At 66.9% G+C, this 14,216-nt stretch carries 15 protein-coding genes; 12 read left to right on the forward strand and 3 right to left on the reverse strand.

The genetic code is table 11. The features are described from left to right. Positions 1-171: 171 nt before the first annotated feature. Complete coding sequence (locus Q0672_RS11055; RefSeq protein WP_298622172.1) at positions 172-570, reverse strand: BLUF domain-containing protein; 399 nt, start codon at positions 568-570, stop codon at positions 172-174. 153 nt (positions 571-723) lie between these two features. Between Q0672_RS11055 and Q0672_RS11060 the strand changes: the two genes are divergently transcribed. The 5 genes from Q0672_RS11060 (at position 724) to Q0672_RS11080 (ending at position 5,032) form a co-directional block, all read left to right on the forward strand. Beyond that, on the forward strand, positions 724-1,455 hold the full coding sequence (locus Q0672_RS11060) for a Crp/Fnr family transcriptional regulator (protein ID WP_298622174.1): 732 nt from the start codon (positions 724-726) through the stop codon (positions 1,453-1,455). A 21-nt stretch (positions 1,456-1,476) separates the two neighbouring features. Beyond that, positions 1,477-2,568 carry a putative zinc-binding metallopeptidase gene (locus Q0672_RS11065; RefSeq protein ID WP_298622176.1) on the forward strand — a complete coding sequence of 364 codons (1,092 nt, stop codon included), beginning with the start codon at positions 1,477-1,479 and terminating at the stop codon, positions 2,566-2,568. 51 nt (positions 2,569-2,619) lie between these two features. Then, a complete protein-coding gene (locus Q0672_RS11070; RefSeq protein WP_298622178.1) occupies positions 2,620-4,365 on the forward strand; it encodes an ABC transporter ATP-binding protein/permease in 1,746 nt (581 codons plus the stop codon). Positions 4,366-4,619: 254 nt separating this feature from the next. After that, positions 4,620-4,823: a CsbD family protein gene (locus Q0672_RS11075; RefSeq protein ID WP_153163245.1), complete on the forward strand. Its 204-nt coding sequence runs from the start codon at positions 4,620-4,622 to the stop codon at positions 4,821-4,823. Positions 4,824-4,864: 41 nt separating this feature from the next. Then, positions 4,865-5,032 (forward strand): DUF1328 domain-containing protein, encoded by a 168-nt coding sequence (locus Q0672_RS11080; protein ID WP_284188196.1) that lies wholly within the window; start codon positions 4,865-4,867, stop codon positions 5,030-5,032. 99 nt (positions 5,033-5,131) lie between these two features. Here the strand turns inward: Q0672_RS11080 and Q0672_RS11085 are convergent, their stop codons facing one another. Then, positions 5,132-7,078: an AsmA family protein gene (locus tag Q0672_RS11085; RefSeq protein ID WP_298622181.1), complete on the reverse strand. Its 1,947-nt coding sequence runs from the start codon at positions 7,076-7,078 to the stop codon at positions 5,132-5,134. Positions 7,079-7,400: 322 nt separating this feature from the next. Between Q0672_RS11085 and Q0672_RS11090 the strand changes: the two genes are divergently transcribed. From Q0672_RS11090 to Q0672_RS11115, 6 genes are all read left to right on the forward strand, one after another. After that, a complete protein-coding gene (locus tag Q0672_RS11090; RefSeq protein ID WP_298622183.1) occupies positions 7,401-7,739 on the forward strand; it encodes a BON domain-containing protein in 339 nt (112 codons plus the stop codon). Between the two features lie 74 nt (positions 7,740-7,813). Then, positions 7,814-8,143 (forward strand): hypothetical protein, encoded by a 330-nt coding sequence (locus Q0672_RS11095; protein ID WP_298622185.1) that lies wholly within the window; start codon positions 7,814-7,816, stop codon positions 8,141-8,143. Positions 8,144-8,223: 80 nt separating this feature from the next. Next, positions 8,224-8,871, forward strand: coding sequence for an OmpA family protein (locus Q0672_RS11100; protein WP_153162927.1), 648 nt, complete (start codon positions 8,224-8,226; stop codon positions 8,869-8,871). A 25-nt stretch (positions 8,872-8,896) separates the two neighbouring features. After that, positions 8,897-9,145, forward strand: coding sequence for a hypothetical protein (locus Q0672_RS11105; protein ID WP_153162926.1), 249 nt, complete (start codon positions 8,897-8,899; stop codon positions 9,143-9,145). A 265-nt stretch (positions 9,146-9,410) separates the two neighbouring features. Then, positions 9,411-9,824 (forward strand): response regulator, encoded by a 414-nt coding sequence (locus Q0672_RS11110; RefSeq protein WP_153162925.1) that lies wholly within the window; start codon positions 9,411-9,413, stop codon positions 9,822-9,824. 162 nt (positions 9,825-9,986) lie between these two features. After that, complete coding sequence (locus Q0672_RS11115) at positions 9,987-10,529, forward strand: ferritin-like domain-containing protein (RefSeq protein WP_153162924.1); 543 nt, start codon at positions 9,987-9,989, stop codon at positions 10,527-10,529. 23 nt (positions 10,530-10,552) lie between these two features. Here Q0672_RS11115 and Q0672_RS11120 read toward each other — a convergent pair whose 3' ends face one another. Next, positions 10,553-11,257 carry a DUF1345 domain-containing protein gene (locus tag Q0672_RS11120; protein ID WP_298622189.1) on the reverse strand — a complete coding sequence of 235 codons (705 nt, stop codon included), beginning with the start codon at positions 11,255-11,257 and terminating at the stop codon, positions 10,553-10,555. 139 nt (positions 11,258-11,396) lie between these two features. On the opposite strand from Q0672_RS11120, the gene Q0672_RS11125 reads away from it, so the two are divergent. Next, positions 11,397-14,186 (forward strand): tetratricopeptide repeat protein, encoded by a 2,790-nt coding sequence (locus tag Q0672_RS11125; RefSeq protein WP_298622191.1) that lies wholly within the window; start codon positions 11,397-11,399, stop codon positions 14,184-14,186. Positions 14,187-14,216: the final 30 nt, after the last annotated feature.

The following is a 14,216-nucleotide window of genomic DNA, read 5'->3' on the forward strand; positions in this document are numbered from 1 at the left end:
CCTCGCCGACATCCACGTAGGACTCGTCTGGCGCGGCGCGCTGGCTGTGGGCGCTGTCCTACGCGTGTTCTCGCGTCAGTCCGACAGCCTCGGGCGCGCGCTCCGGTTGAAATGACGACAGGCAGACTCGTAAAGAGGGCAGGACGCGGCGGCGCCCAAGGAGGAAACTGGTCAGGGTTCGAGATCGACGCTATCGACGAGATCGGGAATCCGCAAGACCACCTCACCCGGCGTGAGCCGCGTGAAAGCAGTGAGCAGCGACTCATCCGCCGTGACCGAGTAACCCATCGACCAGTTGCGGAACAGCCGGGGGCCGGCAAACGGCGTGGAGAGCAGCTCGGTGAACTGATGATGGCGCTCATCCTGACGAAGTTTCCGTACCAGATCGAGCACGGTGTCGTCGGCTCCTTCGATGTATTGAAAAAAGCGCCAGCCGTCGAAGACCAGGATGCCGGTGATGTTCGCGTTCCGGTTGTTCTTGCGTGAAACCTGAACGATTTCGTACACCCGGGTGAGGCTGACCTCAGGGCGGATGCAGCTGAGATAGGCGTACTGGTAGAGGTTTTCCATGGAATTTCCGTTCGGCGCAGTGAGTCCGGAGGAAATCTAGCGCGTCTGGCGAATCCTGGGTACGTCATAAGACATTGTGGTTGAGCGGTGTTTCTGATCTGTACAGAACCTTGTCCAGAAAATGGACACGGGCGCAATTTTCAGGGGGGTGACATGAGCGATACGTCTTGTGCGGCGTGCCCGCTGCGGGCGCAGGGGGGCTTCACGCGGGTCAGCGATGCGGAGCTGGCCTTCATCGAGAAATCCCGCCGGCGGGAATCCACCCTGGGGCCGGGCGAGGCGATCCTGCGGGAGGGCGAGTCCTCCAATCTGCTGTTCACCCTGAGGTCGGGCTGGGCGTTCCGGTTCCGCAGCCTGCCCGACGGCCGGCGGCAGATCCTCAATTTCCTGCTCCCCGGCGACTTCATCGGGCTCCAGGCGGAGCTCTCCGGCCAGGTGCCCCACGGTGTCGAAGCGCTCACCCCCGTGCGCCTGTGCGTCTTCCCCCGTGACGAGCTGTGGGATCTCTACCGCGGCTTTCCGGGGCTCGCCTACGACCTCACCTGGCTCAGCGCCCATGAGGAGCTGATCGTCGACGAGAACCTGCTCGGCGTTGGCCAGCGCAGCGCCATGGAGCGCATCGCCATGCTGCTGGTCCATCTCTACAAGCGCGCCCGCAGCGTGGGTGAGGGGGATGAATCCGGCGTCAATTTTCCCCTGAACCAGCAACACATCGCGGATGCCCTGGGCCTGTCCCTGGTGCATACCAACAAGTCGCTGCGGCGTCTGCGCGCCTACGGGCTGCACGAACTTTCTGCCAATCGTCTGCGCATCCTCAAGGTCGAAGCGCTGCAGCGGCTCGCAGACTATTACGCCTTGCCGTTGCGGGCGCGTCCCCTCATCTGATCACCGAGATGCTCACTCCCCATGAAGACATTCCGATGCAGCCAATGTGACCAGCCGGTCTATTTCGAGAACACCGCCTGCGCCGCCTGCGGGGTGGCGCTGGGCTACCTGCCCTCCGAGGCGGCCATGGCCGCCTTCGAAGCCGCGCCGGAAGGCCCCTGGAAGGCGCTTGGGAAACGCGTCACAGGCAAGTGGAAGCCCTGCGCCAACTACACCGGCCCGCAGGTCTGCAACTGGATGGTGCCCGCCGACGACCCGGCGGACCTGTGTTCCTGCTGCCGGCAGACCGAGGTGATCCCCACCCTGGAGAAGCCCGACAACCGCCTTTACTGGGCGCGCCTGGAGGCGGCCAAACGGCGCCTCTACTACGCCCTCGATACCCTGGGCCTGGATCGCCCGGGCCTCACCGAGGACCCGGAGCGTGGCCTGCGCTTTCAGTTTCTCGAAGCCGTCGAAGGCGGCGACCCGGTGCTCACCGGCCACGACAGCGGCTGCATCACCGTAAACATTGCCGAGGCCGACGACGCCGAACGCGAGGCACGCCGGGCGGCGATGGGCGAGCCCTACCGCAGTCTGCTGGGGCACTTCCGCCACGAGATCGGCCACTACTACTGGGATGCGCTGGTGGCTCAGGGCGGTTGGCTCGAGCCGTACCGCGCCCTTTTCGGCGATGAGCGCGCCGACTACGCCCAGGCGCTCGAGACGCACTACAGGGACGGCCCCCGTCCCGACTGGCCGGCGCATTTCATCAGCGCCTATGCCGCGTCCCACCCCTGGGAAGACTGGGCCGAAACCTGGGCCCATTACCTGCATGTGGTCGACGCCCTGGATACCGCCGACCACTGGGGGCTTCACCTGGACGGCTCAGCCGAGGGCCCGGCCGCTGCCGACCCGGGCGAGTCCTTCAGCAAGCCCTTCCGGGAGCGCCTGACGTTTGCGTGGCTGCCGCTCTCGCGCTTTCTCAACAGCATGAGCCGCAGTCTGGGTCATGGCGACGTCTATCCCTTCGTCCTGCCTGACCCCGTTCTCGACAAGCTGGCCTTTGTGGATGAGGTGGTGCGCAGCGCGAACGGCCTGGCCTGGCGCGACTGGCCCCCCGCACCACGGGAATGATGCTCCCACTCAAGTCCTGATTGCCCGGCGGCGCCCGATCGTGAGGATGTGATGAAACCCGTCTCCCTGTTTTCCCAGCATCTGTGGCGCCGCTTCTGGGCCATCGCCTCACCCTACTGGCGGGGCGAGCAGCGCCTGCGGGCGTGGGGCCTGCTCCTCGTGCTGGTGCTGCTGATGCTGGCCGAAACCCGCCTCGCGGTGATGCTCAACGCCCAGACCGGCGAGTTCACCTCGGCCCTCGCGGGTGGCGACCGGGATCGCTTCTGGACGGCGATCCGCACCTGCCTGCTGGTGCTGGCGGTCTTCGTGCCGGTGCACGCCCTGTACTACTACGCCCGCGACTACATGGGCATCCACTGGCGGCGCTGGCTCACCTACAGCCTCCTTGGGCGGTATTTTGCGCGGCGTCGGTATTACCGGCTGGGCATCAGCGACGAGATCGACAACCCCGACCAGCGCATCGCCGAGGATGTGAATGTCTTTACCCAGCGCTCGCTCTACTTCCTGCTGATCTTCATCGGCTCGTTGATGCAGCTGGTGGCCTTCAGCAATGTGCTGTGGTCGATATCGCCGAAGCTGGTGTATTTCCTCGCGGCCTACGCCACCGTCGGCACCGCCCTCGCGGTGGGTGTGTTCGGCATGCCGCTGATGCGGCTCAATTTCCTGCAGCTGCGGCGCGAAGCCAACCTGCGCTACGGCCTCGTGCGGGTACGCGAGAACGCCGAATCCATCGCCTTCTACGGAGGCGAGGCGCCCGAGCTTCAGCAGATCAAGGGGACTTTCGCCGCGGCGTACGCCAACTACCGCCGGCTGATCCGCAAGCAGTTCGGACTCAACCTGTTCCAGCAGGCGTACAGCCAGCTCACCCTCGTCCTGCCGAGCATCATCATTGCCGACGCGGTGTTGTCGGGCGAGGTCGAGGTCGGGCGCGCGATCCAGGCCGCCGGCGCGTTTGCGGTGGTGCTCAGTGCGGTGTCGTTGATCGTCGAGAACTTCGAGAGCCTCAGCCGGTTTACCGCCGGCATCGACCGGCTCGACACCCTCGCCCGGGCGCTCGAATCGGAGCCGGGCGCCGGCCCGTCCGAGCGCCGCATCCGCAGCAGCGACGGCAGCACCCTCGCAGCCCGCCACGTCACCGTCGAGACGCCCCAGGGTGAGCAGACCCTGGTCACCGACCTCAACTTCGAGCTGCCCACTGGCGGCGGGCTGCTCATCGTCGGCCCCAGCGGCTGCGGCAAGAGTTCGCTGCTGAGGGCGATCTCGGGCCTGTGGAACAGCGGCGAAGGCGAGATCCAGCGCCCGCCCGACATCGACACCCTGTTCCTGCCCCAGCGGCCCTACATGCAGATCGGCAGCCTGCGCAGCCAGCTGCTCTACCCACGCCCAAACCGCGATGTGGACGACGCCCACCTCGCCGATGCACTGGACGCCGTGCAACTTGGCGGGCTGATCGAACGCTGTGGCGGACTCGACCAGGAACTCGACTGGTCGCGGGTGCTCTCCATCGGCGAGCAGCAGAGGCTGGCCTTTGCCCGGCTCCTCCTCATCAACCCCCGGGTGGCCATTCTCGACGAGGCCACCAGCGCCCTCGACAGCGCCAACGAAGCCGTGCTCTACCGCCGCCTGCGCGAGCGCAACACCACCATCGTCAGCATCGCCCACCGGGAATCCCTGCTCACCTACCACACCCATGTGCTCGAACTCACGGGCGGAGGCGGCTGGCGTCTGCTGACGCCGGAAGAATTCAGGCGGCGGAACGACGTCGATACCCCGGCGCCGGCGGTGGCGGTGGTCTGACCCGTCGCGGCGCAAACGAAGCCGACCCACCCGGCGATCCCTCTGATGGCCTGCCTGATGTGCTGCATCGGGCAGGCCATTTCCTTTTTCAGGATTCCCACACGGCCGTAAGCGCATTCTCACATTCCATTCGGATGGGGCCGACTGCCCGGGAAAACGCGCACCGCTAAAGTAGAACCATGCAGAAACCACTGCATCACCGCGAAACAGGGCCTCAGCCCGGATCGCAGATCAACCCGAAAAGGAGAAGCACCATGAACCGCGACATCATCGAAGGCAACTGGAAGCAACTCAAGGGCAAGCTCAAGGAACAGTGGGGCAAGCTCACCGACGACGACATCGACGTGATCGAAGGCAAGCGCGAAGCGCTCGCCGGCAAGATCCAGGAACGCTACGGCATCACCAAGGACGAGGCCGAAAAGCACGTCAAGGAATGGGAAAAGAAGTTCGACGCCTGATCGTCGCGCCCTGACCTCAACCTGAACCCAGGAGAACCGCCATGCTGCACTACGCCGTCGTCTTCTTCGTGATCGCGCTGATCGCCGCCGTTTTCGGTTTTGGCGGGATCGCCGCGGGTGCGGTGGGAATCGCGAAGACCCTCTTCTTCATCTTCCTGATCCTCGCCATCGTGAGTTTCATCTTCAACGGCGCACGCGGTAAGGGATAAGCCCGCCGCCAGCCAAGGAAAGTCGGGGGCAGATCGAAAGGTCTGCCCCCGACTTCTTGCGTGGACGGCGGGTTTCCGCGCGGGCCGCCAGGGCAAAGCTCAGGGCTTGGCCGGCGTCTCCCGGCGTTTGGCGAGGAGGGCGGCGCACGGCGTGTCTTCCGCGCCACCGGTCTCGATGAGGGCAAGCAAGGCAAGCGGCGGGGAGATCAGCCCCAGCGCCACCGCCCCCGCGATCCGCGACCCCAGGGGGATCGGTTCCGGTCCGACCACCGGCGCGGCAAAGCTGCCGCCGAGATACAGCGGCCCGCGCAGGGCCAGCAGGCTGCCGTCCTTCGGTTCCGTCCGCAGGTGCAGGTCGAACTGCTCGTCGCGCAGGCTGATCGTGCCCTGGCCGATCACCCGGCTGCGGGTCGTGTCGAGCACGAGGGTGCGCGGCTTGAGCACGCCGCCGCTGGCCGTCATGTCGCCCACCAGACAGCGGATGTCCTCCTTCTGGCCTCCCGACAGCCAGGTGAGCAAGGCATTGGCCACGTCCAGGTTGGCCAGCCGCACCAGCAGGCGGTTGGTGCTGCCGCCGGTCATCGCCACCGCCACCTCGCCGTCGGCGCTGCCCAGCAGCTCGGCCACCGACTGGCCCCGCATGGCGAGTTTCGCTTGGCCGCCCAGGAGCCCCGACGTGAAGTTGCGCGATTCGGTGCCGGGCATCAGTTCGCGCAGCTGAAGCCGGGTGGCGCGCACATCCAGCATGGCCTTGGCAGGCTGACTGCGGGCGTCGAGTTCCAGCCGCCCATCCACCTTGCCCTTGGCCAGCCCCAGCCGCAGGGGCGCCAGGGTGACGCGACGGTCGTCGATGCGCAGATGGCCTTCCGCCGCCTCCAGGGGCAGGCCGGTGTTGCGGATGTCGTCGATGGCGAAATCAATGTCCACGTCGGCCGCGGCGATCTTCTCGAAGCCGAGAGCGCGGGATGGCAGCACCTTGCCCGGCCGTGGCGCGATCTCCTGCCCCGATGGGGCGCGGGCGCCGATGAAGCCCGACAGATCCGATAGATCCAGGCGGCGCGAGCGCAGGCGCCCTTCCAGCCGTTGGGGTTGGGTGCTGCGATCGACTAGGAAGGTGCCGCGCAGGTCGCTCGACCCGACCAGGCCGTCCAGGTCGTCGAACTGCCAGCGCTGGCCGCTGTGCACCAGATGCCCGGCGAGCCGATAGGGCGGGGTGGCGGGCAGCGGCACGCCGGTCAGGGCGTAGAGCGGCGCGAGGCTCGGGCCGGCGAGGGTGAAGCGGATGTCCAGCCCGTCGAGGTCCGGCAGGTTTGCGGCGCTGCCGGCCACGCTGAAACGGGTGGCGCCGATGTTGCCGCTGGCATCCACGGGATAGGGCTTCGCGCCATCGAGATAGCCCTCGACGCTCCCTGCCTTGCCCCGGATGTCGAGGGCCTCGCCCTGCCAGCGCCCGGTGGCGGTGAAGCGCAGCGCGCCGCCCGTGTCGTCGCTGGCGACGCGTAACTGCACGTCGGTGCGGCGCGAGGGCAGGCGGGCCGAGAGCACGCTGTCGCGAATGCGGATCGTGCCCAGGCGCAGCGCCGGTGCGCTGCCGCCGGAGTCCTTGCCGAGCAGCCAGTTGCCTTTGCCGTCGGCGTCTTCTTCAAGGTGAATGTTGGCGCCGTCCAACTCGATGCCGTCCAGCACCCACTCGCCCCGCAGCAGGGCACGCAGGTCGACGGAGAAACTCAGCCGCCCGACGGCGGCCAGATGGGGCGCCTTGCCCCCGGTGACATTCGCCACCGAAAGCCCGTCGGCGCTGAAGCTCGGGTGCAGGCTCCACGGCCGGACCGACAGCGGCCCGGTGATCCGGAAAGTCCGCTCCAGGCGGTCGCTCGCGATGTGCTCGATCGGCCTGCGCAGCAGGTTCCAGTCGAACAGGGCGACGCCGAGCCCAATGACGGCGAGGGCCGCCGCGGCGGTGCGCAGGCGTCGTTGGCGGCGCGTGGAAGGGGAGGCGGATGGGGAGGCGGATGGGGAGGCGGATGGGGAGGCGGATGAGGGCATGGCGGTGGTACCAGACGTATACAGCTCACATCTTATGCACGTCCGTCCGGCGCCGGTGTCGGTGCCGGACGAGCCCGTTGTCGGAATCCTCCTTCAGTATGACACGGCACAACCCGCCATCCGGCGGGCCTGGCGCGGCTGACGTGCCGCGCCGCCCCCGCGCCCCTCCCACGCCGCCGACGGTCGATTCCTACATTGCATTCGGCGCTTGTCGGACATATCGGCTCCCGGCCCACGCATAAAGTGAAGCCATGGAAACGCGGACGTCAGCCTTCAAACGACAGACGTGCTTCCTCAAACCCCAGAACTTCAGGAGAACGCCATGAAACAGCCCGTTACCCGAATCCTCGTTGCCAGCCTGCTGGCCCTCGCCACGGCCTCCTCGGTGTATGCCGCCGACAAGATGCACACCGAGAAGACCGACAAGTCTGCCGCCGCGCAGTACGTCGATGACGCCTCGATCACCGCGAACATCAAGGCCAAGCATGCCGAAGACAAGTCGGTCCGGGTGACGGCGATCGGCGTCGAAACCAAGAACGGTGTCGTCCAGCTCTCCGGCTTCACCCCGTCCAACACCGAGAAGGCGCGTGCCGAAGAGATCGCCAAGACGGTGCCCGGCGTGAAGTCGGTGAAGAACGACATCATCGTCCGCGCCAACTGATCGTGACCTGAGCCCGCCCGGCAATGTCGCCAGCGGCGGGCCTGCAGCCCCCACAACCCCGACAGGAGATTGTCATGAACACCATCGAATCCACCCCCGCCAGCACCTCCACCCCGAGCAGCCTGCGCCAGGTTGCGAGCGAACTTCAGGACAACGCGCGCGACGCGATCCCGGGTGTCCGCCGTCAGGTGGACGCCGCCGCCGACGCCACCCGCGATGCCGCCTCCAGCCTGATCGACAACCTGCGCTCGGCGGCCAAGGATGCGGCCGGCGTGCTCCGCCGCGATGCCCACCACTCGAAGGACGTGGCCGAGCGCTACATCGGCAGCAACCCGTGGCGCGCAGCCGCGATGATCGGCGCCGCCGGCCTGCTGCTCGGCGCCGTGCTCACCCGCCGCCGCTGAACCGGGTCGTGAATGACCCCCAGGCACCGGCCCCGGCAGCTGTCGGGCCGGTGCACCAAGACAACAACAGGAGCCCCACGATGAAGCACCGAACCCTTCCCCTGGCGCTGGCCCTGGTCCTCGGACTGGGCGCCTGCACGACGATGACCGATACCCAGCGTAACGCCGGCCTGGGCGCCGTGGGTGGCGCAGTGGGCGGCGCCCTCATCGGCAAGGCCACCGGCAGTGACAAGGTGGGCCGCGATGCGGCCATCGGGGCAGGCCTGGGCGCCCTCGGTGGCTACGTATGGTCGCAACGCATGGAAGCCCAGCGCCAGGCCATGAGCCAGGCCACGGCCGGCACCGGCGTCGAGATCAGCCGCACCGCCGACGACCAGCTCAAGCTGGAGATTCCCAGCGACATCTCCTTCGACGTGGGCCGCAGCGACATCAAGCCCGACATGCGCCCGATCCTCGCCCGTTTCGCCCAGACCTTGAAGGACAACCCGGCGACCGCCATCCGCATCGTCGGCCACACCGACAGCACCGGCGGCGAGGCCGTGAATCGCCCCCTGTCGCTGGACCGCGCCATGAGCGCCCGGGATTTCCTCGTGGACCGTGGCGTTGCCGCGTCGCGCGTGGGCGTCACGGGGCGCGGCGAGCAGGAACCGATCGCCAGCAACGCCACCGAAGCCGGCCGGGCGAAGAACCGCCGGATCGAGATCTTCGTGGGCGAGCCGGGCAAGTAAGCCCGCGGACAGGAGGGATCGAACCATGCGTGGAGTCAGCCTTCATCCAGGGGAGCCCGCCTGGGCGCCGCCCGGACAATGGGACTGGACCGTCGCCCTGTCCTTTGTCGGCACCGTCCTCCTCAGCGTCGGCATGCTCTTCTCGAACGTGGTCTTCGGTCATTCCGGCGACCAGCGCTGCGCCGCGGAAACGGCGCGCCTGCACCGGATGATCGGTCCGGTGGCGTGGCATGTCGCCAGCCCGTGTCCAACCCCGCCCCGAGGCAGTCGTTGATCGACCCGTCTGGGGGCGACGCGCGCCCTCATCCGATCATCGACCAGCCCTCTCCCAGTGCTCCATTTCCCGGGCCGGCAGCTCCTTCGTGGGCTGCCTTTTTTTCTTGGCGCGTAAGACCTCACCTACGCCAACTTCGGCCATCCCCTGACGAATCAGAAAATCAGCATTCACTAAACTACAAATGAGGAAACAGGGCGCGGCGCATCCCCAGGCGGATGGCAACGCGCCGCTTCAGACGGATAGAACTCAGGAAGACGCTGCCATGGATGCCCAAGCCCCCACACCCCTCCGGGTGGTCTTGATCGAAGATTCGGCCGTATTGCGTGACTTGCTCACGGCCATGCTCGGTGGGATCGAACATGTCGAAATCGTCGGCACGGCCGACAGTGAAGTCGATGGACTGCTCGTGCTCAAGCGCGAACGACCCCACCTCGTCATCGTGGATCTCGAACTTCGCAACGGCACCGGCATGGGCCTGCTCGCCGCCCTGCACGCCACCCCCGAGCGCTTCGGCACTCCGCGTACGGTGGTGTTCTCGAACCACTCCCACGCCGTGGTCCAGGCCAAGTGCCGGATGCTCGGCGCCGCGGCCTTCTTCGACAAGTCCTTCCAGATGGACGAGCTGCTCAGTTTCATCGAGGGCGAGGCCGGCGCGCACGCCCTTGCCCTCGCCTGAACAGGCCCCCACCGCCACGCCGTAGGATTCGTCCGACATCGCGCTGCTGTCCTCTCCGACATCGAAGCACCTGCCGCCGGCCCATCATGGATGCATGACGGTGGTGGGTGCCGCAAGGCCCCGCCGGACCGTCTCCGATCCCCAACCCATCAGGAGAAAGTCATGGCCAAGGAAACCCCGAGCGATTCCGCCTTCCTCACCGACGTGAAGACCCTGCGCGCCCGCGCCCGCAAGCAGATCGAAGACGGCGCCCTCACGCCCGACTACGAACTCGACCCGGACCAGGCGATCCACCTGCTCAACAACGCCCTCGCCACCGAGCTGGTGTGCGTGCTGCGCTACCGCCAGCACGCCATCGCCGCCACCGGCATCCACTCCGAGCCGATCGCCGCCGAGTTTCTGGTGCATTCCAACGAAGAGCTGGCCCACGCCGATCTGCTCGCCAAGCGCATCGTCCAGCTGGGCGGCACCCCGATGATGGACCCGGCCGGCCTCACCGAGCGCAGCCACGCCGAATACGTCGCCTGTGACGACCTCAAGCAGATGATCCGCGAGAACCTCGTCGCCGAACGCATCGCCATCGAAAGCTATCGCGAGCTGATCCGCTTCTTCGGCAACAAGGATTCCACCACCCGATCAATGCTCGAAGGCATCCTCGCCACCGAGGAAGAACACGCCGACGAGCTGGCCGACCTGCTCGAATGACCGCCGCCGCTGCCGGCCCGGGCCTACAGCAAGCCCGACGCGATGTTGATCGTCAGGGCCAGCAGGGTGGTGTTGAAGGCATACGCCAGCGTGCAGTGGAGCAGGCCCAGCCGGCGCATCTGGCGTGAGGTGAACGACACGTCGGCCGTCTGGGCCGACGTGCCGATCACCGCCGCGAAATAAACGAAATCCCAGTAATCCGGCGCCTCCTCGCCGGGAAACTGCAGCCCGCCGCCGCGATGCGCCGATTGATCCCGGTAGTAATCGTGGGCGTAATGCAGCGCAAACATCAGATGGATGAAGGCCCAGGCAGTTGCGATGGTGAGCGCCGACAGCGCCAGCCGGCCATTGCGCAGCGCCTCATCGGCGCCCTTCACATTGCTCAGCTCCAGCACGATCGCCGCCAGGCAGGCCACCGTGGCCACGATCACCCCACCCAGCACCGCAAACTTCCCCTCATCCTCCTGGATCGCCCGGTGCCGCATGCTCGAATGGGTGGCCCGCGCCATCATCACCCCCGCCAGCGCCAGATACAGCAGCGTGCCCACGTTCCACGCCAGCAGCAGACGCGACGTCTCCCGCCCATCCAGCACATCCGGGCTGAAGAGATAGGTCAGCACCCCGCACAACACCGCCCCATAGAGCCGCGGCCGTGCCAGGAACAGCCGTAAGAGCCGGTTGCGACGGTGCCGGGGCGACGGTGGAGGCGGGGTGGTGGTGGGGTTCATCGGCCGATCATAGCGCCTTGGTGCCGCGCGGCAACCGGATGCCATTTCGGGCGCCGCCGCCGTGAGGCACAATTCCGGCATATCGATCAAGCATCCGCCGGCCAGTCTGGCGCGGCATGCGCAGCCGGGAACCGCCGCGATGGCCCGCCATAAGCACATCCTCTCCAACCCGCCCGTCCCCAGCGCGGACGACATCTTTACCGACCGGGAGGCCGCGCGCGACGTGCTGCGCGGCTTCTTCGACGAACTCCTCGCCCGGCCCTTCGCCCCTTCCCGGCCGCTCATCCAGGTGTTCCACGGCGTGGGCGGGGCCGGCAAGTCGGCCCTGTGCAAGAAGGCGGTGGATGACTATCGCGCCGACATGTCGGACCAGGGGGGCTACCCCCTCGCCTTCGCCCATGTCGATCTTGACAACGACCGCGTCACGCCCGCCTATCCCGTCTTCGATCTGTTTGCGGGCCGCCTGCGCCCCGCGCTCAAGGATGCCGGCTGCGCGCTGCCGCTGTTCGACCTGTACTGCCTGGCGTGGCATGGCAGCAGCCTTGGCGACGGCCGCGTCAGCGCCGAAGAGGTGCAGGATTTTCTCGGCACCCAGCAGAAGGCTGCCGAAGTGGCGGGTTCGTTCTGGGCGCCGCTCACCGACTTCGCCACCTCGCTCAAAGCTGTCGACCTCGTCCGCAAGGCCGGTATCGCCTTCCGCGCCGCACGGCAGGCCCGGCGCTACGCCCAGCGCTTTCCCGGCCTGGAGCTGACCGAACTCCGCGAGGCCGACTTCAAGCGGCACGCCGCCGAAGTGCTCGCGGGCGATCTGCTGGATTTCCTTACCGAACAGGGCGAGCGCAATGGCCACCCCCGCGCGGTGTGTATTACCCTCGACGGCTTCGAGCGCATCCAGTCGGCCGCCTGCGCCGACGACGCCCAATGGGCGCTGCAGGAACTATGCAGCCGCCTCGCTGTGCACGATCCGCAGCCCCGTTGCGGTTTCGCGCTGTTCGGCCGCAACCGCCTGCAGTGGCGCGAACTCTACGACCAGCGCGATGATGCCCCGGAAGACACCTGGGATGCCCTGCTGGAACAGCACCTCGTAGGCGGCCTCGGCGAAGACGACGCCCGTCACTTCCTCGACCGTGCCGAAGCCTGGTACGCCGCCCGCCCCGCCGACCCCCACTGCGCCGCCATTCTCCCCATCGTTCGCGGTGAGCGCGAGGCCATCCTCGACGCCGCCGAAGAGTCTGCCGGCGAGCAGCCGGCGCGCATCTTCCACCTCTACTCCCTCGATCTGGCCCTGCGCCAGATCGGCAGCCACCACCGTCACTTCGACGCCGGCAAGCATCTTGGGCGTGGCCACAAGGATCTGCAGCAGCGCTTCCTGCGCTACATGGACGAGACCCTGCGCAGCGCCATGCAGGCGCTCGCCCTGGCCCTCACCTTCGATGAAGCCGTGTTCCGTCTGCTGGTTGAAAAGCACGCGATCAAGGACATGCCGATCCAGGGCTTCCACGATCTTGTCGGCCCCGGCAACGGCCATGTGCTGCCCACGGGCGCGGGCTACCGCTTCCACGGCAAGATGCAGGAAGCCCTGCTCGCCCACCTCCACGACCAGCCTAACGGTTCGCAGAAGGCGGCAACGGTCATCGAAATTCTCGTCGACCACTACGCCGGGCAACTGGCGGGGGCGGTCGAACGTAAGGAGACCGAAGCGATGCAGGCTGTCTATGTCCGCGCCGCAGATATCCTGCTTGTCCACGCCGAAATGGGGCTGTTCGACGTAGCGGTGTTCGGCTCGGCCTTCTTCGCGCTGGATAATGCGCTTCCCGACGGACTACTGCTCCGTACGCGCCTTGCCACATGGACCCGAGCTGCGGCGATCCTGGGTACGCGGCGAACGGGTGGGGATGAAGACACTCTGCTGGCCCGCAACCAAATAGCTCACTTCACCGGCCAGAGCGGGGACGCGGGCGCGGCGCTGGCAATGTACGAGGCACTGCTGCCCGATGTGCGGCGGGTCCTCGGCTCAGACCATCCGGATACGCTCACTACGCGCAGCAACATCGCGGGTTGGACAGGTCAGACCGGCGATGTTGGCACTGCGTTGGTACTGCTCAAGGATTTGCTGTCCGACCGGCAGCGGATACTCGGTTCCGACCATCCAGATACGCTTAGGACGCGTATGAACATCGCTGCTTGGACGGGTGAGAGCGGTGAGGCGGCTATGGCGCTTGAAATGCTTGAGACGCTGCTGCCCGAGTTGCAGCGGGTACTTGGCCCCGACCATTCCGATACACTCACTGCGCGCCACAACATCGCCACCTGGACCAGTAGGTGTGGCAACGTGGGTATCGCACTGGCGCTGTTTGAGGCGCTGCTGTCCGACCGGGAGCGAAAGCTTGGCCACGACCATCCGGAGACGCTCGCCACACGTAACAATATCGCTGCCTCTACGGGCGAGAGCGGTGACGCGGCAAAAGCGCTGGCGCTGTTTGAAGTACTGCTACCCGATGTGCAGCGGGTACTCGGTGTCGATCATCCGGAGACGCTTATCACGCGTAACAACATCGCGCACTGGACCGGCGAGTGTGGCGATGCGGCCAAGGCGCTGACGCTGTTCAAGGCACAGCTGCCCGACCAGCAGCGGCTGCTAGGCCTCGACCATCCTGATACCCTCAGTACATGCCACAACATCGCTGCCTGGACCGGCATCTCTGGCGACAAGGGCACGGCGCTGGCGCTGTTTGAGGTGTTGCTGCCCGATCGGCAACGCGTGCTCGGCCCCAACCACCCGGACACTCTTGCAACCGCCGACTGGATCGCCCAGCTCCAGCAACGTCTGCACCCTCCCCCCCCAAATCACCACCGCCCCGCCCGCAACGCCCCCTGCCCCTGCGGCTCCGGCAAGCGCTTCAAGCATTGCCACGGGCGACACGGGTGAATGATCGGCGGGCTGGCGGTGTAGTTTGCC

It is taken from the genome of uncultured Zoogloea sp., assembly GCF_937894855.1.
GTDB lineage: Bacteria > Pseudomonadota > Gammaproteobacteria > Burkholderiales > Rhodocyclaceae > Zoogloea > Zoogloea oryzae.

Excerpts from the sequence above, each read along its gene's own strand:
- Q0672_RS11055 (WP_298622172.1), bottom strand. The coding sequence starts at position 570 with ATGGAAAACCTCTACCAGTACGCCTATCTCAGCTGCATCCGCCCTGAG.
- Q0672_RS11060 (WP_298622174.1), top strand. The coding sequence starts at position 724 with ATGAGCGATACGTCTTGTGCGGCGTGCCCGCTGCGGGCGCAGGGGGGC.
- Q0672_RS11065 (WP_298622176.1), top strand. The coding sequence starts at position 1,477 with ATGAAGACATTCCGATGCAGCCAATGTGACCAGCCGGTCTATTTCGAG.
- Q0672_RS11070 (WP_298622178.1), top strand. The coding sequence starts at position 2,620 with ATGAAACCCGTCTCCCTGTTTTCCCAGCATCTGTGGCGCCGCTTCTGG.
- Q0672_RS11075 (WP_153163245.1), top strand. The coding sequence starts at position 4,620 with ATGAACCGCGACATCATCGAAGGCAACTGGAAGCAACTCAAGGGCAAG.
- Q0672_RS11080 (WP_284188196.1), top strand. The coding sequence starts at position 4,865 with ATGCTGCACTACGCCGTCGTCTTCTTCGTGATCGCGCTGATCGCCGCC.
- Q0672_RS11085 (WP_298622181.1), bottom strand. The coding sequence starts at position 7,078 with ATGCCCTCATCCGCCTCCCCATCCGCCTCCCCATCCGCCTCCCCATCC.
- Q0672_RS11090 (WP_298622183.1), top strand. The coding sequence starts at position 7,401 with ATGAAACAGCCCGTTACCCGAATCCTCGTTGCCAGCCTGCTGGCCCTC.
- Q0672_RS11095 (WP_298622185.1), top strand. The coding sequence starts at position 7,814 with ATGAACACCATCGAATCCACCCCCGCCAGCACCTCCACCCCGAGCAGC.
- Q0672_RS11100 (WP_153162927.1), top strand. The coding sequence starts at position 8,224 with ATGAAGCACCGAACCCTTCCCCTGGCGCTGGCCCTGGTCCTCGGACTG.
- Q0672_RS11105 (WP_153162926.1), top strand. The coding sequence starts at position 8,897 with ATGCGTGGAGTCAGCCTTCATCCAGGGGAGCCCGCCTGGGCGCCGCCC.
- Q0672_RS11110 (WP_153162925.1), top strand. The coding sequence starts at position 9,411 with ATGGATGCCCAAGCCCCCACACCCCTCCGGGTGGTCTTGATCGAAGAT.
- Q0672_RS11115 (WP_153162924.1), top strand. The coding sequence starts at position 9,987 with ATGGCCAAGGAAACCCCGAGCGATTCCGCCTTCCTCACCGACGTGAAG.
- Q0672_RS11120 (WP_298622189.1), bottom strand. The coding sequence starts at position 11,257 with ATGAACCCCACCACCACCCCGCCTCCACCGTCGCCCCGGCACCGTCGC.
- Q0672_RS11125 (WP_298622191.1), top strand. The coding sequence starts at position 11,397 with ATGGCCCGCCATAAGCACATCCTCTCCAACCCGCCCGTCCCCAGCGCG.